We start from the raw sequence: 26,309 nt of genomic DNA, 5'->3' as shown, positions 1-26,309 counted from the left end.
ACCTGGTCAGGACTTCACCAGAGTGGCCACCGCCACCTAGCCTGAGGGGCACCTCAGACGCGGGGAGGAGGGGCCGATGGCTGTCCGGCGACAGGAGTTCTCCGGAATGCGGGGGATCGCTTCGGTCCCCAGCTACGTGGTCATGCAGCCGACGACGCTGTGCAACCTCGACTGCGCGTACTGCTATCTCCCGCTACGGTCGGCGGACCGCCGGATGCCGGTGCCGGTGGCGGCCGCCGTGGCCGACCCGGTGAACGACTGGGCCCGGCACGGGCGGTTCTCGGTGGTCTGGCACGGCGGTGAGCCGCTGGCGGCCGGACGGGAGCACCTGGCGGCCCTGCTGGCGCCGTTCGACGACCGCGTCGAGCACCACGTGCAGACCAACGCGACCTTGATCGACGACGCCTGGTGCGAGTTCTTCGCCGAGCACCGGATCCGGGTCAGCGTCAGCGTCGACGGGCCCCGGGAACGCAACGGGGAGCGGGTGACCAGGGGCGGTCGGCCGTCGTACGACCGGATCATGGCCGGTGTCGAGGCGCTTCGCCGCAACGACGTCACCTTCTCCGCGCTGTGCGTGGTGAGCCGACCGGAGCCGGGGCTCGCCACCGAGCTCTACGACTACTTTCTCGATCTCGGGTGCGACGTGCTGGGCATCAACATCGAGGAGACGGAGGGGGTCAACACCCGACTCAACGCCCACCCCGCCGCGGTGGTGAGCGGCTTCTGGGCGGAGCTGGTCGCCGCCTGGCGTCGGGACCCCCGGATCCACCTGCGCGAGGTCGAGTGGTCGCTGCGGTACGCCGCGGCCGTGCTGGACGGTGCCGAGGACGACGTACTGCCCCGGCACCTCGATCCCATCCCGACCATCGGGTACGACGGCTCGGTGGTCCTGCTCTCTCCGGAACTGGCCGGCTTCTCCGATTCGGAATACGGCGACTTCACCAGCGGTAACGTCCTTCAGACCCCGCTGGCGGACATCCTCGCCACCGCGGCCGTGGACACGCCGTGGGTGGCCGAGTTCCTGGCCGGGGTGGAGGCCTGCCGGTCCCGTTGCCCGTACTTCGGGTTCTGCGGGGGTGGGCACGCCGCCAACCGCTACTTCGAGCACGGGCGGTTCGACGGTACGGAGACCAACCACTGCCGCAACAGCAAGATCCGTCTACTAGAGGGAGTGTTGGACCATGCCCGAGATCACGAGCCAACGCCCGCCTGAGCACGTCGAGGCGGGTCCGGACGACCTGGTGGCCGTACGGGTCCAGGGTGCTCGGGCTGGTCTCACCACGCTGCTCCAGGAGGCGGCGGAGGCCCGACGCCTCCGGGCCGAGGTGGCCGGCGCGGAGGACGGCACGAGCGCCGTGTGCGCCTGGAACCACTTCGAGAACATCCCGACCTTCTACAACTGGAACAACCGCCCTCGCTGAGGTCGGCGTCCCCGATCAGGTCTGGCGTCCCGCGGCGTCCCGATCGACCGGTCGGCGGTAAAGGACCTGCCACTGGCACCGGAGTCGAGCTCCGAGGCGTGGCAGGTCCTTACCAGTACGTTCGATCGGCGGTACGGCTTCCGCACTCACTCGGACACGCGTGAGCACGCGGTGTTACCGCGTGCTCAGATGTGACCAGAGGTCAGCGGGTCGGCGCCCAGTTGCCCGGGTCGTCGTCCGCGTCGTGATCCTCGTCATCGTCGTCGACAAACTCTTTGTAGTCGTCGTCTACGACGTGATCCGACTTCCGGCCGCCGCCGAGTTCTCGCTGCAAGGCGGCGAGGTCGGTGTTCGGGGAGTGGTACTTCAACTCCCGGGCCACCTTTGTCTGCTTGGCCTTAGCACGGCCGCGCCCCATGGCTCGACCCCCTCGCACAGAATTCGGGGCAGCCCGAAGGCGGGCCCCGATGACGTCAGGCATCTCTCGTGGCTCTTACGGTACATGGGGATGCCCAGGTTCGGCACCTCGGGTTACCACCGTCCGTGCCCGCGCGTCGCGCGGACATCGGCCAGAGGTCCCATACTACTCAGTAAGGAGCGCTCACCCAGCCTGGCCGTGACGTCTACTGGGACGAGCGGTTAAGAAGGGCCCCTTCCTCTACAAAAAGCGATAAGAGGGGGCCCTTCCTTACACGTCAGCGGAGGTGGATGGTGCGGAGGCGCCCGACCTCGGCCATCCGGCGCTCGGCCAGGCGGTCGGCGGCGACGGCCGGTGGGACCCCCTCGGCGTCGGCCAGCCGGAGGATCTGCCGCGTGGTGTCGTAGATCCGGGTCGCCCGCAGCTTGGCCCGCTCGAAGTTGAAGCCCTCGATCTCGTCGGCGACCTGGATCACACCGCCCGCGTTCACCACGTAGTCGGGTGCGTAGAGGATGCCCCGGTCGGCCAGCACCTTCTCGATGCCGGGATGGGCGAGCTGGTTGTTCGCCGCGCCGACGACGACCGAGGCGCGCAGCGCGGGCACCGTGGTGTCGTCCAGGGCGCCGCCCAGGGCGCAGGGCGCGTACACGTCGATGTCGGAGCTGATCAGGGCGGTGGTGTCGGAGACCACGTCGACCTGCGGGTAGGCCTGCCGGACCCAGGCCAGGGCGGCCTCGTTCACGTCGGTCGCGACCACCGAGGCGCCGTCGTCGACCAGGTGGCCGATCAGGTGCTTGCCGACCTTGCCCAGCCCGGCGACACCGACCCGCCGGCCGGCCAGCGTCGGGGAGCCCCAGGCGTGCTCGGCGGCGGCCCGCATGCCCTGGAAGACGCCCCAGGCGGTCAGCACGGACGAGTCCCCGGCACCGCCGTGCTCGACGCTGCGCCCGGTCACGTAGCGGGTCTCCCGGGCGACGACGTCCATGTCGGCGACGTAGGTGCCGACGTCGCAGGCGGTGTAGTAGCGGCCGCCCAGCGACTCGACGAAGCGGCCGTAGGCCCGCAGCAGGGGCTCGGTCTTGATCTGCTCCGGGTCGCCCCAGATGACAGCCTTGCCGCCGCCGAGGTCGAGGCCGGCCAGCGCGTTCTTGTACGCCATCCCGCGCGACAGGTCGAGCACGTCGTGCAGCGCCTCCGCCTCGGTGGCGTACGGGTAGAACCGGGTGCCGCCGAGGCCGGGGCCGAGCGCGGTCGAGTAGATGGCGATGATCGCCTTGAGCCCGGTCTGCTTGTCCTGGCAGAACACGACCTGCTCGTGGCCGTCGGATTCCGGGCCTTCGGTGCTGGCGAATACGTCCATGGTCGCTCCCGATGAAGGTGGACATCCTCGTGGGATGTGTGGGGAGGGGGGCCTCCCGGTGCCGGCGGGGGATGTTGCCGGCCTGCTGCGAGCCTAATCGTGATCGCAACCGGAGTGGATCGGGCCCGGCGCGCGGAAGTCCGATTGCAGATGCGCGGGGCGACGGAGTTCCGTTTCGTGGGAGGATCGCGCCGTGCCGTCGCTCTTCGCTTCCTACCTGCGCGTGTACGAGCCGTTGACCGCCTTCGACCGTGATCGGCAGATCTTCTGGCGCCGGTACGTCAAGGAAGGCCGGGCAGTGGCCCCGTTGGAGGGGCCGGTACGCCAGCGAACGGCGGTGATCGAGGCGCTGGGCGCGGGCTGGACCAGGCTGCCGGACCTGCCCGAGGAGGCGTACGTCCTGGAGGCCGACGACACGTTGTTGGTCTGCCCCTGGAACCTTCGGGTCCGGGTCGCGGAGGCGGCGCTGAGCGCCCGGGACGGCGTACCTCCGGTGCTGGCCGACGCGTTCGTGCCGCCGGTCCTCGCCGGACAGGCGAAGGCCGTGGTGGAGGACTGGCGCAGCGGTGCCCGGGTGTTGGAGCACGGCGTGCCCCGGCTGCACGAGCAGATCGCCACCTGGGGTGTGCCGCTGCGCTGGTTCGTCTTCGTCGACCCGGAGGAGCGCGACCTGACCACCCGGCCGGACCGGCGGGTGCTCCGCTACCGCACCGAGATCTCCAAGGCCCGGCGGCGAGCGTCCCGGGGCCTGTCGGTGTTGCGCAAGTCGGTGGGGGACGCGCCGATCACCGAGGCCGTCGAGGAGGGGGCCCGGTGGTTGGAGGAGTTCCATCCGCGCTCGGTGGTGGAACTCGACTACGGCGGGCTGGTCCACCTGCTCTCGGACGACGCGCTGACCGCGGACGACTCGCCGGAACTGGTCGCCGCGGGGCTCGCCGGGTTGTCCCGGGGCGACACGGAGGCCGCGACCGAGGCCTACGAGAAGCTCGTTGCGCGCTGGCGTGCGGTTCAGTTACTGGAGCGTTGCAATTAGCGAACAATGCGGCTCAAAGCCCATTGGGAGCGCGAACAGGTGAGTGCCGCTCGTAATATCAGCGTCACGAGGGGCAATCGGCCGTCCGGTTAAGTCTTTTTCTGGCATAAAAAAGGGCCATATATCGGTCATTGTTCATCCGTCCATCCAAGGACCTTCGGCCGTTCGGCCCATGTCGGACATCGGGGACTAGCCGGACCATGGGAGACGCGTCGGCCGGCGGGACCCCGGCCGATGTCTATAGGCACCTGTGGAGGAGTGACCGATGGCATCGCGTACGCATGAACCTGAGCCGCTACTCACGCCGGCAGAGGTCGCGTCGATGTTCCGTGTCGACCCGAAGACCGTGACCCGGTGGGCGAAGGCGGGGAAGCTCAGCGCTATTCGGACGTTGGGCGGGCACCGCCGTTACCGCGAGTCGGAGGTTCGCGCCCTGCTGCAGGGGCAGATACCCCAGCAGCGCCAGGGCGACTGAGACGCGACTCGCAACTCGAACGTCGACCCAGGGGTGGGTTTCGTACGATCGTACGAAACCCACCCCTGAGTCATGTAACGACTAACGGCCCCGTCCGGAATGGGTGCCGGCCGGCCGGCCGGTCAGCCCAGCGCGGCCGTCAACGCCGTCCCGTCCTGTCCCGCCCCGTCCACCAACCGGCCGTCCCGCAGGGTCAGTACCCGGTCGGCCAGGTCGATCAGGGTCGGGTCATGGGTGGCGACCAGCGCCGTCATGCCCCGGGCGTGCACCAGGGCACGGAGCAGGTCCATGATCGAACGCCCGGTCTCCGAGTCCAGCTGCCCCGTCGGCTCGTCGGCGATGAGCAGCGCCGGATCGTTGGCCAGGGCTCGGGCCACCGCGACCCGCTGCTGCTGGCCACCGGACAACTCGTACGGCCGCTGAGCCGTCTGGGCGCCCAGACCGACAAGTTCCAGCAGCATGGTCACCCGCTCCTCCCGCTCGGCCCGGGGCCGCTTGGCGAGCCGCAGCGGCACGCCCACGTTCTCGGCCGCCGAGAGGATCGGGATCAGTCCAAAGGACTGGAAGACGAACCCGATGGTGGACCGGCGAAGCTCCAGCAGCTCCCGGGCACCGGCGGCGGTGACCTCGTGACCCGCCACGTGGATCCGTCCGCTGGTGGGCCGGTCCAGCCCGCCGATCAGGTTCAGCAGGGTGGTCTTGCCGGCCCCGGACCGGCCCCGGACCGCGACCAGTTCGCCCCGGCGGGCGGTGAAGGAGACATCCCGGACCGCGTGCACCACCCGGTCCCCGGCGCGGTAGTCCCGGCCGACCCCCTCGACCCGGAGCAGCTCCTCGCCGACCGGTCGCCCCCCGTTGGTCGACGACCACCCCTGCGCGCCCACCGGACGTTCCTCCTCGGCCATGTTCCGTCCTTCCCCGTTCGGCAGGGAGCCCTGCCGGCGTCGTCCCCGTTCGCCGGTCACTTGCCCGGCTCCGTACCGGCGCCGGGGCGGACCTCGACGTGATCGGGTTCCAGGTTGAGCTTCACCCGGTCGCGCAGGCTCAGCGCGTCCACGAAGGCGGCCGGGAGCTGCATCCGGCCCGACCGGTCGAGCAGGGCGTACTCCTCGGTGACCAGTTCCTCGACCCCGTCCGCGCCGAGCCGGGTGGAGCGGCGTACCTCCGAGGAGGTCCGGCCGTCGCGGATCGCGACCGTCCGGCGGACCTGTGATGCCACGGCGTGGTCGTGGGTCACCACCACGATGGTGACGCCCAGTTCGGCGTTGATGGTGCGCAACGCACCGAAGACGTCGGCGGCGGTCGCCTCGTCCAGCTCACCGGTCGGCTCGTCGGCGAAGAGCACCTCGGGGTCGTTGGCCACCGCGACCGCCACCGCGCAGCGCTGCTGCTCGCCGCCGCTCATCTGGTCCGGGCGACGGTCGGCGCAGTAGCCGACGCCCACCATCTCCAGCAGTTCCGTGGCTCGGCGCGCGGCCGCCCGGCCGCGCGGGCCGCGCGCCAGCCGCATCGGCAGCTCCACGTTCTCCCGGGCGGTCAGGTACGGCAGCAGGTTGCGGGCGGTCTGCTGCCAGACGAAGCCGACGGTGCGCCGGCGGTACTGGAGCCGGCGCTTCGGGGACATCGTGAGCAGGTCGAAGTCGGCGACCCGGGCGATGCCGGCGGTCGGCACGTCCAGCCCGGAGAGGATGTTGAGCACGGTGGACTTGCCGGATCCGGAGGCGCCGACGATGGCGAGCAACTCACCCCGGTCGACCACCAGGTCGAGTCCCTGTAGGGCGACCACCTCGACGCCCTCGGTCTTGAAGATCCGGACCAGGCCGTCGCAGACGATGTGTCCACGGAGCCGGTCCTCGCCGCCGGCCCGGGCCGCCGCGCGCTCCGCGGCCCGCCGCTGGAGTACGGCGAGGTCCGGTACGCCGGCGCTGGTTGTCGGGCTGGCCATCAGCTCTCCTCTCCGAGTCGGAGTACCTCGCCGAGGCGCATCCGACGGTTGATCACGTTTTCGATGCCCAGGGCGGCGGCCAGGGCGGCTAGTACGAGCAGTGGTACGCCGAGGATCAGGTACGGATCGAGATGGGTCTGCGCGGGAATCCCGCCGGTGAAGCCGGACAGCCCGAGGGCGGGCCCGAGCAGTCGCGGCAGCGCGACCCCGACGAGTCCACCGGCGATCACGGCGACCCCGAGCAGTGGCACCAGCTCGTAGACCAGCAGCCCACGACCCTGTCGTCCGGACAGGCCCATGGTGCGCAGCCGGGAGAGCATCCGGCCCCGCCCCGGCGCCTCGGCGAGTACGGCGAACCCGACCGCGAGCAGCGCCAGGATGGTCGCCCCGGCGACTCCGGCGGAGAAGGTGAAGCTGAGCAGCCGGTTGACCCCGCTCTGTTCGAGGGTCTGCCGATGTGCCTGCCAGGTGGTCACCACGGCCGGCGACACCGGCCGTACCGAATCGGCCGGTGTCCCCAGGATCTTCGCCAGGTAGTCCTTGGCACCGGCGGCGGCGGTGTCCCGCAGCGCGTCGGTGGGCAGGTCCTTCCCGGCGACGAGGAACTGGTTGGGGGCGATCGGCTGGAAGTCCGGGATCGGCAGCGACTGCCAGGGCAGTACCACGAACCGGCGGGCGTCGACGTCCAGCCCCGGGAAGCGGGACGCGACCGTGCCCACGGTGAACTGGTACCGGCGACCCTGTACCTCGGTCACGGCGTCGGTACCGACGGCGGCGGCGACGTCCGGCGACACGATCGCCGGGACCGGGCCGTCGATCCGGCCCGACCGGGTCAGCTCGGGCGGAAGGGTGTACTCGACACCGCTCTGGGCGAGCACCCGGGCGAACGTCGGACCGTCGACGACGATGATCTGGGCCTGGCCGAGATCCCGGCCCCCGATACCGGTCGGGGTACGGGAGAGCAGCGGTTGACCGACGCCGACCGCGAGCGGGCTGACCGCGGTGACCCCGGGGAGCCCGGCCAACCGTTGCGCGGTCGCCGCCGTGGTGTACGACGCGGTCACCCGGGCGTCGGCGGCGACCTCCTGGTCGCTGACCAGGTCCCGGGTCTCGCTGATGGTGCTGGTCACGACGCTGGTGAAGACACCGGTCGCGATCGCGATGACGAGTACGGCGAGCGGACCGACGGAGACCGGTGCACCGCGCCCGGCGCGGGCCAGGCCGATGAACGGCACGGCGGCCCGGGCCCGGGCGGCGAGACGCCCGACCTGACGCAGTGGCCAGGGAACGAGCCGCAGGGCGATCAGCGCGGCGGTGACGGCCAGCAGCACCGGCACGGAGACCAGGTACGGGTCGACCCCACTGGCCTGACTCAGCCCACGCCGTTGCAGCAGTACGACGCCGAGCACCGCGAGGAGCAGGAGCAGCAGCTCTGCGGTGAGCCGCCGGATCGACGAACGATGCCGCACCAGGTCCCGACGTCGGCTGATGAAGGTCGTCCGGCGCTGTCGGGCCATCGCCAGCAGGGGGATCGCCAGCGTGGTGCCGGCGACCACCAGCGCCACGCCCAGCGGCTCGGCCCCGGCCGGGCGGCCGGGTACCAGCATGCCGAGCAGCCAACCGCCCAGGACGGCGGCCGGCAGGACGACGACCGTCTCGCGCAGGGTCCGGGCGCCGATCTCCGAGATGGTGGCGCCGCGCGCCCGGAGCAGGGTGAACTCCTCCCGGCGGCGCTCGACGGCGAGCCCGGCGGCGAGCGTCACCAACCCGAGCAGGGTGGCCAGGATGCCGGCCTGCACCACGGCCAGCAGCGCCCGGACCGCGCGGAGCTGCGTGTCGAACCGGGCCAGCGAGCTGTCCAACCCGGTGGTCAGGACCAGCCCGGTCTCCGGAGGCGTACGGCGGGTGGACGCGATCGCGGTCATCAACGGAGGGATGGTCGACGTCGTCAACTGCTCGGTGGCGACCCGGTAGCGCCACTCGAAGGTCAACGCCCCTACCTGCGCACCGGCGGCGTTCAGCCCGGCGACGTCGGTCAGCAGCGGGATCTTGTCGGTGTTGCCGTCCATGGGGTTCTGGCACACCGTCTCCGCGAGCCGGATCGCGTCCCAGGTCGGCGCGGTCGGGTCGAGCGGCTCGTACACCCCGACGATCTTGACCGTGATCCATCCTCTGCCGGTGGCGACGCCGGTGCTGCCGGCCATCCTGAAGACGGTGCCGACCGGCAGTCCGATCACGGAAGACGCCTCCGAGGAGACCACCGCCTCGACCGTGTCGCTGCCCTTGGAGGCGGGCCACCGCCCCTGCACCATTCTGACCTCGCGCTCGGCGCCGGGCTGCGTCCGCAGCGACAGGACCGGACGGCAGCTGCCGTTGAACGGCGGCTTGTCGCCCGAGAGGCTCACCCCCTCCGGGCCGACCTGGGCGGCGAACCACTGCTGGTCGATCAGCGTCGGTAGCGGCGCGGGCAACCGTTCCCGGTACCGGTCGAGCGCTGCCGCCCCGTTACCGGCGTCGGGCGCCTGCATCATGCGCGGACGTATCACGTAGGTGAGGTCGCGCACCTGGTACGGCAGCGCGGCGACGTCGTTCCGCAGCCCCTCGTCGGCGAACTCGTTGGCCAACCGTGGTGCGCCGGTGACCAGCAGCGCCGCGACCAGACCGAGCAGGCCCAGCAGGCCGAGGTACCCGGCGAATATGCGGGCCCGGCGCAGTGGCCCGGGCAGCCGTGCCGAGAACCCGCCGCCCCGTTCCGTCACCGGTCCACCCTTCCCGTTCCCCGGGCTCATCTGGTCTGGCCTTTCGTTCGCGACTGGGCTCACCGGTCCTCCCCGATTCGGAGTTGGGCCGCCGTCAGCCGGTGCCGCATGGTGGCGGCGGTCAGGCCGCTCAGCCCGAGGGCGACCAGGAGCAGCAGTACGGCGGTCCCGCCGATCGGCAGCCAGGTGATGTCCAGCAGCGGTACCGGAACCGGCCGCTCCGCCGACGGGGTGAGGATGACCAGCGGTGCCATGGTGGCCGCGACGGCGATGCCCACGCCCAGGCCTACGAGCACACCGATGCTGGCGAGGAATCCCTGCTCGACGATCAGGGACCGGGCCAGCAGCCGGGGGCCGGCGCCGAGAGTGTGCAGCACGGCCAGTTCGTTGACCCGACGCCGGGCGGTGGCCCGGACATCCACCGTGATGCCGACCGCGGCGAGCAGGAGCGCGCCGAGTGCCGCCGCGAACAGGGCGGCCCGGGCACCGACCCCGTACGGGTCGCTGCCGGATCGGCCGGCGATCGCCTCCCGGTCGGCGACCTGTAGACCACCGAGTGCCGCCGCAGCCTCGGCCGTCGCCTCGTGCCCGCCGGGGCTGGTGTTCAGCCACCATTCCTGCGTGGCCGGGACGATGCCGTACTGGTGGAACAGTTGGGTGCTGAGCGAGGGAAGGTCGACCAGCAGCGCCGCCGCCTCCGGAACGCCGGGAACGGCGCCGACGGTGCCGGTGACGGTGACGTCCACGCTGGCACCGGCGAGCACCAGCCGGGTGCCCTGGCCGACCTCCAGGCGGAGCGCCGACAACGCCTCGGGGGTGGCCACGATCGGCACCTTGCCGTTCGCCGGCACCCGGGCGACGGCGAACTGGATCGGGGAGTTGCTCGCGAAGAACCGGCCGTTCCCCAAGGGGAACTCGTAGCGGACCGCCAGGGCATCGTCGCGCAGCGGTATCGGCGGGCCGGTTCGGGCCCGGTCGACCGCCCGCCACTGTCCGCCGTCGCCGAGGGATACGGCCGTACCGGCGCCCTGGGCGGGCGCGGCACGCAGGTCGGCCAGGCGCCAGTCGACGCCGTGTCCGGGTGGTCCGAGGGTGTCCACCAGGAAGCCGGACAGCCGGGCCGGGGCGGTTACTCCGGTCAGCTCCACGTCGAACCGCAGCGCCTTACCGTCGCTGGTGGCGCCGAGGGCGACCCGGCGGTGGCCGCCGCCCGGTTCGACGAAGACCGCGCTGGTGCGTACCGCGGATGGTGCGTACTCCCCGAAGTTGGTGGTGGTGATCCGACCGGTCAGCCGCCGGGTCCCGGCCGGCAGTTCGGTCAACGGCGCGGTGATCCGGTCCGCCGTCATGTCGTCGAAGAGCGCGGTCGGGTTGCCGTCGACCAGATCGTCGCGGAGCTGGACGACCTGGCTGGCCTGGGCGGCGTCGAGGGCGATCATCGAGCCCGGAACCCCCTCCACGCCGAGCCGAGGGCTGTCCCGCCAGGCCGGCAGCACCTGAGGCGTCCCCGGCAGCCCGGCGAGCTGCCCCGCCCGGGCCGGTGGTGCCTCGCGACTCGCCTCGACCAGCCGCAGGTCGGCGCCGACCTGGTGGTTGGCCTGGTCGGTCAGGGACCGTTCCGAGGTGGCGGCCAGGCACCAGGCGAGGGTGCTCACCGCCACCGCCAGGGCGAGCAGGAGTACCGGGCCGGCGTGCGGCCGGCGACCGGCCTGCCACATGCCGAGCATGGTGCCGGTCCAGGACCTGCGGTCGACGTACCGCTCGGCCAGCCGGGCCATCGGCGGCAGCCCGCGCAGCGCGAGGACCGCGCCGGCGAGTACGCCGACCGTCGGGGTCGCCGCCAGCAGCGGGTCGATGCCGAGGGTGTTGGTGCCGGCACCGGCGAGTGGTGAGGAGTACTGCCGCAGTTGCAGCCAGCCCAGAACCGCCAGGACGATCAGCGCCAGGTCGACACCGGCCCGCTGGGCGACCGTCCGACGGCTCGGGCGGGACCGGCTGGCCATCTCGCTGACGTAGCTGTCACCCTGCCGTAGCGCCGGGCCGAGCATCGCCAGCGCGCAGCCCACCGCCGCCACCGCGGCGACCAGCCAGCTCAGCGTGTCGACCTGGGGGCGGAGGTGCAGCGCGGCAGCGGCCAGCATCGGCGTACGGTCGGCGAGCCGGACCACCTCGGTGGCGAGCACCGGCGAGATCACCGCGGCCGGCAGGACGACGAGCAGTGCCTCCCGGGCGGCCAGCCCGGCGACCTGTCCACGCCCGGCGCCCCGGGCCCGGAGCAGTGCCGTCTCCCCACGGCGCTGCTCGGTGAGCAGCAGTGCCACCAGCAGCAGCGCGTACCCGCCGAGCACCACGACGAGCAGCATCGGGGTGACCAGGGCCGACCGGCCGACCAGATCGGCGCGTTCGAGCCGCTGCACCAACTCGTCGAGCTGGGTGGTGACCAGGCCGGATCTGCCGAGGCCGGTCTCCGCCGGCAGGGTGGCGCTGGCCTCGCTGGCCGCCTCGCCCAACCGGGTCAGCGCGGTCATGGACGCCCCGGTCAGGTCGGGCTCCACCAGCCAGGCGGCGGACGAGTTGGCGACGAAACCGCTCAGGAAGTCGGCCCGGTCGAGGACCAGCGGACCGTAGGTAGCGGACCCCGCCCCGACCCCCGTCAGCACGTCGGGAACGAGCCGCCAGTACGCGTCCCGCACGTCGCGGGGCTTCCAGACGCCCGCCACCGTCACCTCGGCGACCCGGTCGGTGACCCGGTCGGTGATCGGGATCCGGTCGCCGACCCGTACGCCGAGGATCTTCGCGACCGGCTCGGCGAGTGCGGTCTGCATCGGCCGGCCACCCGGACGCGGCCATTCGCCGGAGGTGAGCTGGGCGTGTTCGTCGAGTTCGTCGAGGAACACGACCGAGGCGAAGACCACGCCCTGGGCGTCCGGAACAGCGTCGCCGGTCCGGCCGGAGAGCTGCCGGCCGGCGGCGTACCCGGCTCCGACGACGGTGGCGGGAACTCCGTCGAAGCCGTCGGCGAACCGGGTCCGTACCGCCTCGTCCCGCTTCGTCAGCTCGTCCCGTGATCCGCCGGCGGTGCCGCGTACCAGGATCGACCGCTCCTCCTGGGAGGCGGAGGCGACCGCGCTCTGCGCGCCGGAGTCGACCACCTCTCGGCTGTAGCCCGCGAGCCCGGTGAGCAGGGCGGTGGCGATCAGGGTCGCCCCGGTTGCCGCGAGGAGCAGGCTCTTCGCCCCTCGGGCGCGCCGCAACACCAGCCTCATCGTTCTGTGTCTCCCCCATGGCGATGAGGGCGGCGTCGGTCGTCGCCCCTTCTGGCTGGCGAAGCGCCCGAGGGTGAGCGAAAGGTTGGCGTGCCGGGCTGTGATTCGTCGGACAGGCGACTTCGTGATCCGTTGCAGACGCAATCGAGATCAATTTGTTATGGGATGGCATTGCGGGTCGGGAAACTGGGCCCATTCCGCCTCCGCAGGGCGGGGCGCACCCGCCCGGACCAGCGACAACGCTCTTCCGACCGGGCCACCACGACGGCGGCGGCTCTCCGGGGTCGCACCCGAAAAGCCGCCGTCACGTCGTTCGACCGGTCCGCCAGGATGACCGCCGAGCACCTCAGGGTCGACTCGGCGGCGCGGGTCAGGTGAGGGGCGGGTGCCCGCCGTCGCCGTCCACGACCTCGTCCGGCGTGCCATCCTCGTTGGAGTCGACCATCGTGATGTCCACCTTGCCGTCACCGTCGGTGTCGAACTGGAAGAGGTCGGCCTTGCCGTCACCGTCGGTGTCCACCACCCAGACATCGGTCTTGCCGTCCTGGTTGGTATCCGCCCGGAGCAGTTCGATCCGTTCGTCACCGCGCGTGTCGACGGTCTCCTGCGACTCGCTCATCTGTTGCCCTTCCGTCAGCTGAAGTACTGGCCACGCCGGAACACTCGATCTCCGTGCCGCCCCGACGCCCACGGGAGCTTCCCGGACACGAATACCTGACTGTGCCATCCCCCACTACCCCGGCGCGGCCCCGAACATGCCGGGGCCGGGGTCGGACGGATCGAACCACGCCGTCGATGGGGAGGAATGTCGGATCAGTGGCGTATTCGGCGGACGGGCAAAGCCGGGCCCGGAGGCCCGGCAATCAGTTCGTGGCGTGCGGACCGGCAATCAGTTCGTGGCGTGCGGACCGGCAATCAGTTCGTGACGTACGGGTTGGTGTCCCGGTCGTGGTAGTTGGCCTGGTCCACCGTTCCGTCGTGGTCGGTGTCCACCAGAAGCTGGTCCGCCTTGCCGTCCTCGTCGAGGTCCGTCCTGATCTGGTCCGGGTGCCCGTCGTGGTCGTCGTCGGTCAGCCAGGTGTCCGTCCGGCCGTCGAAGTCGGCGTCGGCGACCACCTGGTCCACGGTGCCGTCGCGGTTCGTGTCGGTGACGATCGAGTCGATCCGGCCGTCCGAGTTCGCGTCCTCCATCACCTGGTCGACCCGACCGTCCAGGTTGGAGTCCCGCTCGACGGTGTCCAGCCGGCCGTCCCAGTCGGTGTCCTGGTAGGTGACGTCGGCCACCCGGTCGCCGTTCACGTCGAACTGCAACATGTCGGCGTAGCCGTCGCCGTCGATGTCGCTGGCCACCTCGGTCGTGCCGTCGGCGTAGGTCGTGACGACGGACGTGACCGGAGGCGGCTCGTACAGCTCGAGCTGCTCGGGCGAGAGTGGATCCGTACCGATGTCCAACGCCGGCCCGAAGTCCTGCTGCTCGTCGACCCCGGGTAGCTCCTGCTCCGGAAGATCGTCACCCAGCAGACTGGGATCACCGTCGTAACTCATGTCGTACCTCCCCGGGTGTCGCTGTGGTCCGGCGAACCCGCCGGCATGACAGCAACGCTAGGGGTACGGCACCGTCGGCGACTCCCGGAAGTGTGCCACTTCGCCCCGGGCCGGGGCCGGGTGTCACTCCTGCAGGCTGACCCCGGCGGCGGCGAGCGCCTCGATGACCTTCGCCGACTCGCCGAAACCGATGATCAGGACCGCATCCGCGCCGAACTGCTTGATCTCCTGGGCGCCGGAGGTGAAGTTGACCGGCGGCGAGTCGGGGTCGGGCGGCGGGTCGTAGCTGAACAGGCGGACCTGTTCCGAGCCGTGTCCGGCGCGTTCCAACTCGGCCCGGACGTTGCCCTGCAGGCCCTCGCCGTAGGAGTCCTTCCGGGCGACCAGCGCGATCCGGCGCGGCCCGTCCCGGAGGATCATGTCGGCGAGTGCCCGGCCCTGGAGGATGTCCGACGGGGCGGTACGGAAGTACAACCCCTTGTCGTCGACGGTGCTGAGCCCGGCGTCGGTGTTGCTCGGGGAGAAGAGCACCAGACCGGCGGCCACCACGTCGGGGAGCACCGCCCGGGAGACGCCGGACGCCCCCGCGCCGATGATGACGTGCACACCCGCGTCGACGTGCGCCGCCACGGTCGCCTTCGCGGTGTTCGGGTTCGTCCCGTCGTCACCGTCGACCCAGACCACGTCCTCGCCGAGTACGCCACCGGCACTGTTGAGCTCGCCGATCGCCAGTGCGACGCCCGCGGCCATCGGCGGATAGGCCAGCGCCAGGTCACCGGTACGGGGCAGCAGGCCGCCGAGCTTCAGCGGCGCACCGCTGCTCTCCTCGACGGCCCTGGTCTGCTTCTTGCCGGCGGGCGGCCGCTTCACGCTGGCGGACGACTCGTCGCCGGCACCGAGGAACTCGGTCTTGCCGTCGTCGAGCTGCTCGTCGCTACCGAAGTGCAGGGTCGCGTAGCTCGCGGTCGACGGCTCGCCGATGTCGGTGAACCCGCCCCGGCTGAGCGAGACCCCCCGGTAGGCGATGTCCGTGCCATCGCGGGCCAGTTCCAGGCAGGCCGCGATCGAGTCGCACCGCTCCCCGCCCGTGGTGACCCCGATGATCTGCTTCGCGATCTCGGCGGGTTCGGTCGAGCCGGCGAGCTGGGCGGCGAGCGCGCTGATCGCGACCGCGTCGTACGACTCGGCGGAGTAGAGGAAGTCGGAGAGCTTCGGGTTCAGCCTCCGTAGCCGGTCCTTGAAGTCCTCGGACAGCGGGGTGAGCGGCGTCGTGCCCTTCATCCCCTTGAGCAGCCCGGTCTTCTGGTCGAACTCTGCGGCGAAGGAGTTCTGCATGTTGCCGTCTGTGCCGTAGAGGCGTACCTGGGTCGGCGGAGGCTGCGCGGCCTCGCCCTCGCCATCCGAACCGCAGCCGGCAAGCAGCAGCGCGGCACAGGCGGCGGCGGTCAGAGCGGCGCGGCGTGGGCCGCGTGATACGAGCATTGGGTCGTCCTTCCTCCCCGGAGATCCGCTGCGCACATTAGCGTGCCTGGCTCCGGAACCGTGCCTGCGGGCGAATGCCAACCTGTCGAGGGAGGTCATTATCATCCGAGATAGGTACTGGTCGGGCGGTTTGTCGGACACGGCTTGACCTGGCGGCATACCCTTCCGCACGTGACGGACGTTCCGCAGGAGACGCTCGATGACGCCACCGCGGTGCTGACTTCCGCGTTGGCCGGCGACAGCGACGCCGTGGTCGGCACGTTCGATGCGGTGGTCGACCGGTCCGGCGTCGCCGGGGCGTACGAGGTCGCCTGGTGCCTGGCCGCGACGATGGTCGGTGACGGCGTACCGCAGGGGGCGTGGACGCTCGACTTCCCGGGTATCGAGGAGGCCGGCTACGACGCCCGCTGGGTGGCCCGGTTCGTCAGCGCGTACGCGAACTCCGACGGCGACACCGGCGCCGCGCTGTTCGGTGCCGCGATCGCCGACGGGCAACTGCCGGACTGCCTGCTGACCCTCGCCGGCTCCGCCGTCGCCACCCTCCGGCACCGCGCCGGATAACTCACGGCCGCGGCGCGGCGGCAGGGCGGCTCCGGTCTCCTTGCTCATCGATGACCATCTTTGCATGTCCCTCATCCGGTTTGTCCAGGGGGCATCCGTCACTTCCTTGTGGTAGCTGTGGTGCATGTCCGACGCGATGCTCAGCAAGATCCGAAAGCTGCTGGCCAAGGCGGAGGATCATGCCTGCACGGCGGCCGAGGCCGAGGCGTTCACCGCCAAGGCGACCGAGCTGATCGCCCGGTACGGCGTGGACCGTGCGCTGTTGGCCGCCCGCGATCCGGGCACCGATCCGGTGGGCGACCGGATCGTCGACGTGCCCTCGCCGTACGCCCTGGACAAGGCGGGTCTGCTGGCCGGGGTCGCGGACGCGCTGCGCTGCCGGTCGGTGCGCCGACGCGGGGACGACGGGTTCGTCATGCACCTGTTCGGTTTCAGCAGTGACCTGGAGCGGGTGGACGTGTTGTTCACCTCCCTGCTGGTCCAGGCCGCGTACGGGCTGTCGGCCGCGCGCGTGCCGCTCGGCGAGCATCCGGCGGCGTTCCGTCGCTCCTGGCTGGCGGGCTTCTCCGGAGCGGTCGCCGGCCGGCTGCGCCAGGCGGAGGAGGCGGCCACCTCGACCCCGCCCTCCGGGTCGGCGCCTTCCCTGGCCCTGGTGTTGGCCGATCGCTCGGCCCGGGTCGAGCAGCGGCTCGCCGAGACCTATCCCCGGCTGCGTACGGCGGCACGGCGGCGGCTGCTCGGTGGCGGCCTGGACCAGGGGGCGGCGGCGGGCCGCCGGGCCGATCTCGGCGGCACCGGCCTGCGTTCGGCCCGGTCCGCGCCGCTCGCTCCGCCGAGCTGACGGCCTAATTGAATTTCTACCCGGCCCCGGCCAGCGAAATCATCAGGCATGGTAAATGTTGCGAATTCGGGGATGAATTTCCTAGCCTGCCTCGCATGGATCTGGATTTCTATGCTTCCCCCAGCCGATTCACCACTGTGGCGCGGCACGCGAAACTGCTGACCGGGCTGCCCGCCGACCCCCGTGACCTGCGGGCGATCACCGCCGAGCTGATCATGCACATCGGGTGGAGCGGGTCGTACGACGCCACACCTCCCGTTCCGGCCGGGGTGGAACGGGAGGCCGAACTGAACACCCGGCCGGCCGACGGAATCCTCGACATCGTCCTGAGCCGGTCTGCGGATATCGTCGGGGAACGCCGGCCCGAGCAGCGGATGACAGGGGTCTGCCGACATTTCGCCGTGCTCTATTGTGCCCTGCTCCGAGCGCGGCACATTCCCGCCCGGGTACGGTGTGGATTCGCCGCCTACTTCCGGGGCTCGACCCCGGACAACGGCTTCTGGGACGATCACTGGATCACCGAGTACCGGTCCGGTCGACGCTGGGTCCGTACCGACGCCCAACTCGACCGGGTGCAGCTCGGCCAGGTGGCGATCGATCCGGACGACGTACCGGAGGCGGACTTCTGGACCGCTGCCCAGGCCTGGCGGGCGTATCGCGCCGGCCGGGTCGATCCGGCCCGGTTCGGTATCGACGGGGCTTCCGGAGTCTGGTTCATCGCGGCCAGCGTGGTGCGGGACCTCGCCGCACTCAACAAGGTCGAGATGCTGCCCTGGGACTTCTGGGCGGCGATGCGCGACTGGCGCCTCAGGGACGAGGCGGTCGACCTCGACCTCGTCGACCGGCTGGCCTCGATCGCGTACGCCGACCCGGTGGCCGTCCGTGCGGCCTGGGCGGCGCTGCCGCAGCTGTGGCTGCCCGCCGATCTCAGCCTGGTGCACTCCGTCCGCGAGCCGTAGTACTGAGCCGGCCCAGGCGTGCCGCGTAACGCTGCCGTACTGATCTCCGTTGGCTCGTTCAGAGGCCAATCTCGGTGTGGAGCGGCGGAGGGCACCCATGACCAGGATTGGGTTCGTGAACGGGCTGCGTCGGCGGGACCCGGGATATCGGGTTCTCCGCAGTGGCGTCCGGCTGTCGCTGGTCGCCGCCGCCGGACTCTTCGGCGGCAGGTACGTCCTCGACAACCCCCTGCTGGGGCTCTACACGCTGTTCGGCGCGATCGCCACCGGCTTCATCTCGCACCTACCCGGCAGCCCGGTCCAGAAGGCTCGAACGCTGCTCATGGTGCTACCCGTGGCCTGGGTCCTGGTCACCGCCGGTTCGTTCCTGGCCATCGACACCTGGCCGGCGGTGGCCGGGATGCTCCTCGTCGGGTTCGTCGTTCCGTTCGCCGGAGTCGCCGGTCCACGGGCGCTCGGCCTCGCCACCGGGCTCCAACTGTTCTACATCGCGTCCTCCTTTCCGCCGTACGCGCCGGGGACGCTGCCGTCCCGACTCGCCGGTGTGACGCTGGGCGTCGGCCTGCTCGTCGTGGCGGAACTGGTGCTGTGGCCGGATCCGGCGCCGCCCAGCTACCGGGAGCGGCTGGCCGGGGCGGCCGCCGTCATGGCCCGGTTCCTGGACCTGGCGGCCAAACTGCCGGGAGGTGGTCCGGTGGACCGGGCCGAGCTGGCCAGCCGGCGGACGGACGCGATCCGGGCATTGGACGGGATCTGGTTGCCGAACCTGCCGCCGGAACAGCGGCCGGCGTCGGCCGCCGCGCGGGACCGGGCGCTGCGGCACGCTGACATGCTGCTTCGGCAGGTGCTGGACCAGGCGAACCGGGTAGGTGGCGTCGCCGGAGATCTCCAGGACGATGAGCTGGCCCGCCTGCTGTGCCAGGTGACCGACGTCGTCCGGGACGCCGGCCGGACGCTGCACGGCGGTGCGGCACCGATCCGGCTGGAGCAGCTGGCGGGACTGGAGACCCGGATCAGGGAGATCTACGAGCGACCGACGGTGGCACCGGCCGGGCAGGACGGCACGGTGATTCCCCGGCTGCGGCTGGACGCCGTGATCCTGCACGTCGCCGACACCGCTGTGGCGTTCGGCATCGCCGCCCGGGTCGCCGTCGGACTGCCACCGCCGGGACGGTCGCCGAAGGTGCCGGACCGGGACGAGTTCTGGTACGCCCGGCGGTCCCCGTTGTCGCTCTACTGGTGGCAGTTCAGGTACCACCTGACGACCCGCTCGGTCTACCTACAGGGAGCGGTACGGGTTGCCCTGGCCCTCGGCGCCGCCCGGGTGATCGCCGGGTTCCTGCACCTCAACCACGGGTTCTGGGTACTGCTCGCGATCCTCACCCTGATGCGGACCTCGGCAGTCGACACCCGGACCGCTCTGCGCCCCGTACTGCTGGGCACGTTGCTGGGCGCCGCCGTCGGCAGCCTGCTGCTGGCGGCGGCCCGGACCCCACAGGTCCTGCTGGTGGCCCTGCCGGTGTTCATGGTGCTGACGTTCGCGGTCAGTCCGCTCCTCAAGCCGCTCTGGGGGCAGTTCCTCTTCACCGTGCTGTTCATCCTGGTGTTCGCCCAGGCTGGCCCGGCCAACCTGCAGATCGCCGGGGCCCGGCTGCTGGACGTCACGATCGGGGCCGTCGTCGGGGTGCTCGCCGGGCTGCTGCTCTGGCCCAAGGGCGGCAGTGGCGAGCTGCGCCGGGCCATAGCCAGATACCTGGAGGTGAGCGCCGCCGCGGCGCAGGAGGCGACCCGGCTGCTGACCGGCCGCGAGTCCCGCCAGGACGCCCTGACCGAGGCGCGTCAGGCGTCGGCGCTCGCGGACGCCTCGTTCTTCCAGTATCAGATGGAGCGGCACGACCCGAAACTGCCGCCGGTGAACTGGCAGGCCGCGCTGACCGCCGGGAATCGGATGTACCTCGGTGCCGAGTCCCGGCTGCACCGTGGCGCGCGGGCCCGACTGCCCCGGGTCGCGGACGCCGCCGGCCCGCTCGAGGAGTTCGCCGGACGACTACGGCGCCAGTACGGCGAACTCGCCCGCCAGTTGCAGGTCGGCCGACTCGACAAACGAGCGGCGCCACCACCGCCCCCGGACGACTTCCCCGACCGGCTGAAGGCGGCCCTGGAGGCGGGCGAGTCCCGCGAGGCGGCGCTGAACCTGGTCGACGTGGAGGTGTGGCTGACCAGTGCCGGGGACAACCTGGACCTGATCCAGCCGAACCGGCCGACCGGCTGACCTGACCGGCGGGGTCGGTCAGTCCTCGTCGTCGCCGCTCTCGACCGCCGCCGCGTACCGGGAGAGCAGTTCGTGCCAGCCGGCGGTGAGCGCCTCGCGGTAGCCCTCGGCGGCCTCGCCGTGCCGGTCGAAGTCGCGGTGTTCCACCTCGACCAGGGTGGTTCCGTCGGCCTGCGGCGCGAATCGGGCCTCGACGACGCTGCTCTGCGCCGGGTCCGGCACCGGGGCGCGGTCCGGGCCGATCTGCCAGTTGAAGACCAACCGTCGGGGCGGCTGCCAGTCCAGTACCCGTCCCCAGTCGGCGCGGAAGCCGTGCGGCCCGATCTCGTACGCCATGCCGCCGACGCCGGGCTCGAACCCGATCTTCGCCAGCTTCTGCGGGCCCGACCAGGTGTACTCCTTCACCCACCAGTCCGCGAGGCGGTCCGTGAACACGGCGAAGGCCCGGTCGACCGGGCCCGGGACGCGCAGGGTGCTGCGCACGGAGTACCTGGTCGAGTCCTGCCGGACATCGGAGGCGTTCGTGGTCTCCTGTCCCATAGGCCCGGACGATACCGGCTGCTACTGGGCTGTGCATCTTTGCATCGACGGGCGGTCGATCCCTGCGCCGAGCGGTAGATCATCGATGGATCGTCGACACCGGCTCCGGCTCCGTACGCTGCTCCGGTGCTGTCCGCAGCAGCCTGGCCAGCGGTGCCGGCAGCCACCAGTTCGCCCGGTCGAGCAGCGTCACCAGGGCCGGAGCCAGCACGCCCCGGACCACCACCGCATCGATCGCGATCCCGAGCGCCAGCGCGGTGGCGAGGATCCGGACCTCGACCGTCGGCACCGTGGAGAGCGCGACGAACGCCAGGAAGAGGATCAGGCTCGCGGAGGTGACCAGCCGACCCGTGTACGAGATGCCGTCGACGACGGCCCGGGTCGTGGACCGGTGCCGGTCGTACTCCTCACGCATCCGGGCCAGGATGAACAGCTCGTAGTCCATCGACAGTCCAAAAAGGAAGGCGAAGACCGCGATCGGCACCCAGGCGGTGATCGCGCCACTGGGCTCGGTACCGAACAGGACCTGGGTCAGCCAACCGTGCTGCCAGATCAGCACGGTGACCCCGTAGGCCGCGCCGATCGACACCACGTTGAGCAGTAACGCCTTGATCGGCAGTACCACCGATCGCAGGGCCCGGGCCAGCAGGAGCAGGGTCAGGACGACGATCACCGACAACACGATCGGGGCGCTGTCGTACAGGGCGGAGACGAGGTCGATGTCCTCGGCCGCGCTGCCGCCGACCCGGGTGCCCGGGATGTCGGCCACCGCCGAACGGATCCGGTCGACGGTGGCCACGCCGGCGCTGCTCGCCGGGTCCGCGGCCGTCCAGGCCTGCACGAGCGTGCTGTCCGCCACCTGCCAGTCGGCGCCGGTCGGTGCCAACACCGCCGCCACGCCGGGCAGGTCACTCAGCCGCTGGACCACCGCGTCGGGATCGGTGCTCAGCACCTCGACGGGGCGCAGCGCGCCCGGCGGCACCCCGGCGTCGGCCAGGGTCGCGTTGGCCCGCCCGGCCGCGTCACCCGTCGGGTACGAGCCGACGGCGGGGGAGCCGAGCCGGAGCGTCAGCACCGGCGCCGCCAGCGCGAGCAACAGGATCGTGGCGGCGGTGGCGGCCAGCACCGGCCGACGGGTGACGGCGGTGGCGATCCGGGCCCAGCGAGCACTGCGCGGGTCACGTGGCGCGCGTCGCGGCCATTCCAGCCGGGGACCGAGCCGGGCCAGGAGCACCGGCAGCAGGGTGGTGGCCACGGCGACGCTGAGCAACGGAATGAGCAGGCCGCCGTAGCCGATGCCCCGCATGAACGGCACCGGCACCACGATCAGCGCGGCCAGCGATACCGCGACGGTGACCCCGCTGAACACCACCGACCTGCCGGCCGTGAGCATCGCGGCGCGTACCGCGTCGACGTTCTCGGCCCCGTGCACGCGCTCCTCCCGCCACCGCATCACGATCAGCAACGCGTAGTCGATCGCCACGCCCAGCCCGATCAGGGCGACCAGGTACTGCACGACGAACGACACCTCGGTGACGGTGGTGAGGCCGAGCAGGCAGAGGAAGGAGGTCAGGATCGACACCGTCGCGACCAGCAGCGGTACGCCGGCCAGCAGCGACGCGAAGACCAGTGCCAGGACGACGAGCGCGCCGCCGGCCCCGAGCAGCACCTCGACGAGTACGCCCCGGTCGCTCCCGTCGGTCGCGGTCGTGAGCGCCTCGATCCCGGTCACCTGGGCCGGCGCACCCGCCACGGTGGCGCCACCGGTCACCGACTCCAGGACGGACAGTGCCCGGGCGTACGGGTCGGGTCCCGGAACCGGCCTCGGATAGACCAGCGCGAAGGTGGTCCGCCCCCCGTCGGCCAGCAGCGCCGGATCGTCGGTGCCGGGGTACGCCAGCACCCGGGCACCGGGCAGCGCCGCCCTGGCCCGCTCGACCACTGCCGAAAACTCCTGCTGAGTCTGCGGTTCCCGCAACGACCGGTCGGGTGGCACCGTCACGGTGAGCACCAGCGGGTCGTACGGGCCGCCGGTGCCGAACCGCTGGAGGATCTCCCGGTTGGCCTCGTAGCCGGGCTGCCCCGGCAGCGCGAACTCGAAGCCGAGCGCGTCGACGGTACGACCGGCCAGAGCTCCGCCGAGTGCGGTCAGGACGAGCCAGAACAGCACCACCGTCTTGCGGTACCGGAGCACCCATTCCGTCCACGTACCCATGCCGATCCCTTCATGGCCGCCTCGACCGCGTCGACCGCCGCATCCTCGGGAACTGCCCAGTACCCCACGCGTACGGCGGTCAGACCGGCAAGGTCGGGACTACCTCGGGACTACCATCGACCAGAGACTCTATCCGCGCGTGCCGGCCCGGCTCGGGGACGACAGCGGTCGAGGAGGAGGTTCGGCATGGTGCGTCTTCCGCCCGACGGTCGCGCCGTCCGGCGTCGGCTGCTCGTGATCGCGGCGTCGTACCTGTCGGCGGTGGTGGTGGCCGGCCTGGTGCTCCGGGCCGGGATCTCGGCGGGACGCACCGGCGGTCATCCGATCGGGCTGCCCTGGGTGGTCGTCGGACTGGGCGGGGTGCTCGGCGGTGTCATCGTCGCGGCAGCCGCCCTGTACGCCCGTCGCCGGTCTCACGCGGGGCGGGCCGATCCGATTCCGCTGGCCCGGGCGGTCATGCTGGCCCGGATCGGCCGGCTCCTGATGCTGGCGGCAGCGGTCGTCGCGGCGGTCCTCGGCGTGCTGCTGGCCCCCGCCGGCGACGAGCGCACCTTCGCCATCGCCACGAGCACCGGACTGGCCGCCCTGCTCGCCGCATTCGCCCTGCTCGCCAACGACCTGACCCGACTCCGGCAGCACGTAAAGTCCGGCCGGCCATAGGCGGCCGGACGTTACGTGATCAGCGGTTGAACTACTCGCAGCCCACGCCGTCGCCGTCGCGGTCCAGGTGGCGGCCGTATCCGGGGTCGCCGACACGGATCGGGTCCTTCCCGGCGGCTCGGACGGCGGCACAGTTCTGATCGGTGCAGGCGCGTCCGGCGTTAGCGATCAAGGTAGGGCGCGGACCCCAATCGGCTGGTAGCGGGGGAACCGACGGAGCAGGTTAGTGTGACGGGCCTGGGCGGCCTGCGCGGCGGCGTCCGGAGTGTGGCCCAGCGCAACGCCAATCGCCTGCCACGAGGCACCCTTGGCGCGGGCCCCCTCGATGGCAATCAGTTCGTCATGGTCGACCTGCCGCCGCGCGCTCTCGGCAAGACACAGCGCAGCCAGACAATCGTCCTGGTCCGCCGGCACCGCGTTGCGGTACTCCTTGCCGCCGAGCTCGGCCTGTACGGCAGCGGACACCGCGCGCAGCGCGTCACCGTCGTTCATCGCGATCTCCAGCTCGCGCTGCATGTCGTCGCCGTACTTGTCGGTCAGCCGGCGCGCGGCCGCACTCGTCAGGTGGTACCCGCTGTGTAGATTCACCCACTCCTCCGGTCAGCGTGTGGCAGGACCCCCCCGGGCATCATTATCGTGTCACCGTCGCAGACAGAGGTGACCGGCCTCGCTGGCGGCCCGCGCCTGCTCCTCGGTCTCGAACAGGTAGCGCGAGGTGAGCCACTCGTCGACGTTGCCGTCCTCGATCGTCTTGAGGATGACGGTTCCCGTCCGAACGTTGGCCCCAGACGCGGGTGATAACGGCCGGGCACTGGTCGGTGGCGTTGTTGCTGAGCGGGTCGACGAGGACCCGAACCATTCGGGCTGTCGGCCAGCGCGACCGCCGCGGCGCCGAGAGCGCGGCCGAGGTCGCCGAGCATCGACCGGGCGGCGTCGGCGCCGTGTGCGGTGTCGTGCTCGTCGGGCCGAAGTGATCGGTCGGTCGCGGCTCCGATGGCCACCATCAGATCTCGCTGGTTGCGGGCGGGGGCTTCGTGACGCTCCCGGTATTGAGGCTGCCTTCCTTGCCGAAAGCGTGGACCTCGTACTGGACGTGGAGCCGGGCGCGGAGTTCATCAACATCGTCGAGGAGAGCCAAGGCGAGCGCGGCACGGCGGGTCCGGGCGTCAACGACCTTGGCTATGGTGGCGGCCCGGGCGCGGGTCCGTTCGAAGTCGAGACCCAGCTCGTCAGCGATCCGCGAGACCCAACGGCCAGACCGATTGATCTCCTTGGCGATGGCGTTCCGGCTGAGGCCATTGGCGTGTAGCTCGCGGACTCGCTTTCGGTCCGCGTCGGTGACTGGTCGGCTGTGTTGGGGCATGGGTCACCTCGTTGGCGGCTCACCTCGCCTGGTAGTGATGTGCGTCAGTCCGATCGGAGGTCCCGGCCAGTCGATCGGAGGTACCGGCCGATTGCGCAGAGTGGCCACGATGGCCGGATGCATCCACGAGCGCCGCACGAGCAAGGCCCGTACACAGCGCCGGTCCCGTACTCGGCTCCGCCGTACTCTCCTGCTCCGCCGCCCTACTACATGCCTGTGCCGGTCAGCGTGCCGACGTCGGGCGCGGCGGTGGTGTCCCTCATCGCCGGCATCTTCAGCATCATCGGAGGCTTCTGCCTGCTCGTGCCGCCGTTCATCGCGATCATCGCGGGGCACATGGCCTACGGATCGACCCGGTCCGGGCAGCGTGGTGGTCACGGCATGGTGATCACTGGGCTGATCCTCGGCTACATGACCGGGATCGGCGTCGCGGGGATCTTCCTGCTCTGGCTGATGGGGATGGTCGCGTCCGTCTGACTTGGTAGCGGCGACAGGATTCGAACCTGTGACCTCCGGGCTATGGGCCCGGCGAGCTGCCATCTGCTCTACGCCGCTGTGGTCCCGGGCGCAGGAACGGGGTACCGCGCCCGGGAGTTCTGTGATCGTGGTGGATTGCTCGCTGCTCGTAGCCTCGATGGCATGGGCATCGATGGCACGCTGTTCTGGGTACTCGGTGCGATCGCCTCCGGGCTGGTGGCGCTCCTCGGCATCCTGCTGCCGCGCCGCCGTCCTCGATTCGCCGCCGGTCCCGCCACGCTCCACCACCCGCGCCCACGTCGCCGGGTTGTCCAGGCCAGAGACGACGACAGCCCGGAGCGAGACGCTCACCCGGGCTGCGGGCACACTCCGCCTACAGGCTTTGACTGAACAAATGATCAGACCAAGGCGGGTGCGCGGTACGGCACAGCGCGGCGACCCACCTGATCGGTACGGGTGCCGACATCCGGATCGTGCAGGACATATTGGGCCACGCCAGGGTGACGACTACGGGTGGTTACGTGGATGTGGCTATGGATATCAAGCGGCAGGCGGTGGAGCGGATGCTCGCCGCGATGTGGACGGCCAACTCGCGGCGCTACGGCAACCATTTGCTGCAACCATTCCGGCTCAACGGTGATCGACTGACCCGATTCGGGCACGAAAATAGAGCCGCCCCCGGTCAGCGTTTCCGCTGCTGGGGGCGGCTCTGATAGC

General features: G+C 71.2%; 26 protein-coding genes, 1 tRNA gene and 1 pseudogene. 13 read left to right on the top strand and 15 right to left on the bottom strand.

Features of this window, described 5'->3' with window-relative positions; genetic code table 11:
• Positions 1-106 precede the first annotated feature (106 nt).
• A complete protein-coding gene (gene amcB / locus ACFP2T_RS22130; protein WP_377425182.1) occupies positions 107-1,213 on the top strand; it encodes a cyclophane-forming radical SAM peptide maturase AmcB in 1,107 nt (368 codons plus the stop codon).
• Entirely contained in the window at positions 1,182-1,421 is a 240-nt protein-coding gene (gene amcA, locus ACFP2T_RS22125) for a multiple cyclophane-containing RiPP AmcA (protein WP_377424645.1), read from the top strand. The genes amcB and amcA overlap by 32 nt, the downstream gene beginning before the upstream one ends.
• A gap of 202 nt (positions 1,422-1,623) precedes the next feature.
• Here the strand turns inward: amcA and ACFP2T_RS22120 are convergent, their stop codons facing one another.
• Positions 1,624-1,839: a DUF3073 domain-containing protein gene (locus ACFP2T_RS22120; RefSeq protein WP_377424643.1), complete on the bottom strand. Its 216-nt coding sequence runs from the start codon at positions 1,837-1,839 to the stop codon at positions 1,624-1,626.
• Between the two features lie 277 nt (positions 1,840-2,116).
• Entirely contained in the window at positions 2,117-3,199 is a 1,083-nt protein-coding gene (locus tag ACFP2T_RS22115; RefSeq protein ID WP_377424641.1) for a Glu/Leu/Phe/Val family dehydrogenase, read from the bottom strand.
• Between the two features lie 193 nt (positions 3,200-3,392).
• Here ACFP2T_RS22115 and ACFP2T_RS22110 point away from each other — a divergent pair, with 193 nt between their 5' ends.
• Both ACFP2T_RS22110 and ACFP2T_RS22105 read left to right on the top strand, forming a co-directional pair.
• The gene (locus ACFP2T_RS22110; RefSeq protein ID WP_377424640.1) at positions 3,393-4,232 is read left to right on the top strand and encodes a DUF8083 family protein; all 840 of its coding nucleotides are present in this window, start codon (positions 3,393-3,395) and stop codon (positions 4,230-4,232) included.
• Positions 4,233-4,497: 265 nt separating this feature from the next.
• On the top strand, positions 4,498-4,707 hold the full coding sequence (locus ACFP2T_RS22105) for a BldC family transcriptional regulator (RefSeq protein ID WP_007073996.1): 210 nt from the start codon (positions 4,498-4,500) through the stop codon (positions 4,705-4,707).
• A 122-nt stretch (positions 4,708-4,829) separates the two neighbouring features.
• On the opposite strand, the gene ACFP2T_RS22100 is transcribed toward ACFP2T_RS22105, so the two are convergent.
• The 7 genes from ACFP2T_RS22100 to ACFP2T_RS22070 all read right to left on the bottom strand — a co-directional run bounded on the left by ACFP2T_RS22100 (position 4,830) and on the right by ACFP2T_RS22070 (position 15,704).
• Positions 4,830-5,612: an ABC transporter ATP-binding protein gene (locus tag ACFP2T_RS22100; protein WP_377424639.1), complete on the bottom strand. Its 783-nt coding sequence runs from the start codon at positions 5,610-5,612 to the stop codon at positions 4,830-4,832.
• Between the two features lie 56 nt (positions 5,613-5,668).
• Positions 5,669-6,652 (bottom strand): ATP-binding cassette domain-containing protein, encoded by a 984-nt coding sequence (locus ACFP2T_RS22095; protein ID WP_377424638.1) that lies wholly within the window; start codon positions 6,650-6,652, stop codon positions 5,669-5,671.
• A complete protein-coding gene (locus tag ACFP2T_RS22090) occupies positions 6,652-9,411 on the bottom strand; it encodes an FtsX-like permease family protein (protein WP_377424636.1) in 2,760 nt (919 codons plus the stop codon). The genes ACFP2T_RS22095 and ACFP2T_RS22090 overlap by 1 nt, the downstream gene beginning before the upstream one ends.
• Before the next feature lie 59 nt (positions 9,412-9,470).
• The gene (locus ACFP2T_RS22085) at positions 9,471-12,677 is read right to left on the bottom strand and encodes an FtsX-like permease family protein (protein WP_377424635.1); all 3,207 of its coding nucleotides are present in this window, start codon (positions 12,675-12,677) and stop codon (positions 9,471-9,473) included.
• A gap of 370 nt (positions 12,678-13,047) precedes the next feature.
• Positions 13,048-13,296: a hypothetical protein gene (locus ACFP2T_RS22080; RefSeq protein WP_377424633.1), complete on the bottom strand. Its 249-nt coding sequence runs from the start codon at positions 13,294-13,296 to the stop codon at positions 13,048-13,050.
• 296 nt (positions 13,297-13,592) lie between these two features.
• Positions 13,593-14,222 carry a hypothetical protein gene (locus tag ACFP2T_RS22075; RefSeq protein ID WP_377424631.1) on the bottom strand — a complete coding sequence of 210 codons (630 nt, stop codon included), beginning with the start codon at positions 14,220-14,222 and terminating at the stop codon, positions 13,593-13,595.
• A gap of 123 nt (positions 14,223-14,345) precedes the next feature.
• Positions 14,346-15,704 (bottom strand): ABC transporter substrate-binding protein, encoded by a 1,359-nt coding sequence (locus tag ACFP2T_RS22070; RefSeq protein WP_377424630.1) that lies wholly within the window; start codon positions 15,702-15,704, stop codon positions 14,346-14,348.
• 171 nt (positions 15,705-15,875) lie between these two features.
• On the opposite strand from ACFP2T_RS22070, the gene ACFP2T_RS22065 reads away from it, so the two are divergent.
• The 4 genes from ACFP2T_RS22065 to ACFP2T_RS22050 all read left to right on the top strand — a co-directional run bounded on the left by ACFP2T_RS22065 (position 15,876) and on the right by ACFP2T_RS22050 (position 20,337).
• Positions 15,876-16,265: a hypothetical protein gene (locus tag ACFP2T_RS22065; protein ID WP_377424629.1), complete on the top strand. Its 390-nt coding sequence runs from the start codon at positions 15,876-15,878 to the stop codon at positions 16,263-16,265.
• Between the two features lie 124 nt (positions 16,266-16,389).
• Positions 16,390-17,106 (top strand): DUF2786 domain-containing protein, encoded by a 717-nt coding sequence (locus ACFP2T_RS22060; protein ID WP_377424628.1) that lies wholly within the window; start codon positions 16,390-16,392, stop codon positions 17,104-17,106.
• Positions 17,107-17,201: 95 nt separating this feature from the next.
• Complete coding sequence (locus tag ACFP2T_RS22055) at positions 17,202-18,065, top strand: transglutaminase domain-containing protein (protein ID WP_377424627.1); 864 nt, start codon at positions 17,202-17,204, stop codon at positions 18,063-18,065.
• 97 nt (positions 18,066-18,162) lie between these two features.
• On the top strand, positions 18,163-20,337 hold the full coding sequence (locus ACFP2T_RS22050; RefSeq protein WP_377424625.1) for an FUSC family protein: 2,175 nt from the start codon (positions 18,163-18,165) through the stop codon (positions 20,335-20,337).
• 18 nt (positions 20,338-20,355) lie between these two features.
• Here ACFP2T_RS22050 and ACFP2T_RS22045 read toward each other — a convergent pair whose 3' ends face one another.
• Together ACFP2T_RS22045 and ACFP2T_RS22040 are read right to left on the bottom strand one after the other, a co-directional pair.
• On the bottom strand, positions 20,356-20,877 hold the full coding sequence (locus tag ACFP2T_RS22045) for an SRPBCC family protein (RefSeq protein ID WP_377424623.1): 522 nt from the start codon (positions 20,875-20,877) through the stop codon (positions 20,356-20,358).
• A gap of 79 nt (positions 20,878-20,956) precedes the next feature.
• Complete coding sequence (locus ACFP2T_RS22040) at positions 20,957-23,092, bottom strand: MMPL family transporter (protein ID WP_377424622.1); 2,136 nt, start codon at positions 23,090-23,092, stop codon at positions 20,957-20,959.
• 186 nt (positions 23,093-23,278) lie between these two features.
• Between ACFP2T_RS22040 and ACFP2T_RS22035 the strand changes: the two genes are divergently transcribed.
• Positions 23,279-23,752 (top strand): hypothetical protein, encoded by a 474-nt coding sequence (locus tag ACFP2T_RS22035; protein ID WP_377424621.1) that lies wholly within the window; start codon positions 23,279-23,281, stop codon positions 23,750-23,752.
• Between the two features lie 31 nt (positions 23,753-23,783).
• Here ACFP2T_RS22035 and ACFP2T_RS22030 read toward each other — a convergent pair whose 3' ends face one another.
• The 3 genes from ACFP2T_RS22030 to ACFP2T_RS22020 form a co-directional block, all read right to left on the bottom strand.
• Positions 23,784-23,924 carry an excalibur calcium-binding domain-containing protein gene (locus ACFP2T_RS22030; RefSeq protein WP_377424619.1) on the bottom strand — a complete coding sequence of 47 codons (141 nt, stop codon included), beginning with the start codon at positions 23,922-23,924 and terminating at the stop codon, positions 23,784-23,786.
• A complete protein-coding gene (locus ACFP2T_RS22025) occupies positions 23,921-24,340 on the bottom strand; it encodes a hypothetical protein (RefSeq protein ID WP_377424618.1) in 420 nt (139 codons plus the stop codon). Before ACFP2T_RS22025 ends, ACFP2T_RS22030 begins: the two co-directional genes overlap by 4 nt.
• Before the next feature lie 415 nt (positions 24,341-24,755).
• Positions 24,756-25,115, bottom strand: a complete 360-nt coding sequence (locus tag ACFP2T_RS22020; RefSeq protein ID WP_377424617.1) for a hypothetical protein — start codon at positions 25,113-25,115, stop codon at positions 24,756-24,758.
• 117 nt (positions 25,116-25,232) lie between these two features.
• On the opposite strand from ACFP2T_RS22020, the gene ACFP2T_RS22015 reads away from it, so the two are divergent.
• Positions 25,233-25,592, top strand: a complete 360-nt coding sequence (locus ACFP2T_RS22015; RefSeq protein ID WP_377424615.1) for a DUF4190 domain-containing protein — start codon at positions 25,233-25,235, stop codon at positions 25,590-25,592.
• A gap of 2 nt (positions 25,593-25,594) precedes the next feature.
• On the opposite strand, the gene ACFP2T_RS22010 is transcribed toward ACFP2T_RS22015, so the two are convergent.
• Positions 25,595-25,670, bottom strand: a tRNA-Met gene (locus ACFP2T_RS22010).
• Between the two features lie 84 nt (positions 25,671-25,754).
• On the opposite strand from ACFP2T_RS22010, the gene ACFP2T_RS22005 reads away from it, so the two are divergent.
• From ACFP2T_RS22005 to ACFP2T_RS21995, 3 genes and pseudogenes are all read left to right on the top strand, one after another.
• Positions 25,755-25,982, top strand: a complete 228-nt coding sequence (locus tag ACFP2T_RS22005; RefSeq protein ID WP_377424614.1) for a hypothetical protein — start codon at positions 25,755-25,757, stop codon at positions 25,980-25,982.
• A gap of 41 nt (positions 25,983-26,023) precedes the next feature.
• A pseudogene (locus tag ACFP2T_RS22000) lies at positions 26,024-26,116 on the top strand (tyrosine-type recombinase/integrase); the annotation flags it as partial.
• A 9-nt stretch (positions 26,117-26,125) separates the two neighbouring features.
• Entirely contained in the window at positions 26,126-26,305 is a 180-nt protein-coding gene (locus tag ACFP2T_RS21995) for a hypothetical protein (RefSeq protein WP_377424613.1), read from the top strand.
• The last annotated feature ends 4 nt before the right edge of the window (positions 26,306-26,309 follow it).

The organism is Plantactinospora solaniradicis, from assembly GCF_042658085.1.
Lineage (GTDB): Bacteria > Actinomycetota > Actinomycetes > Mycobacteriales > Micromonosporaceae > Plantactinospora > Plantactinospora solaniradicis.
Note: the sequence above shows the minus strand (reverse complement) of the source record. Positions and strands in the feature narration are given on the sequence as shown.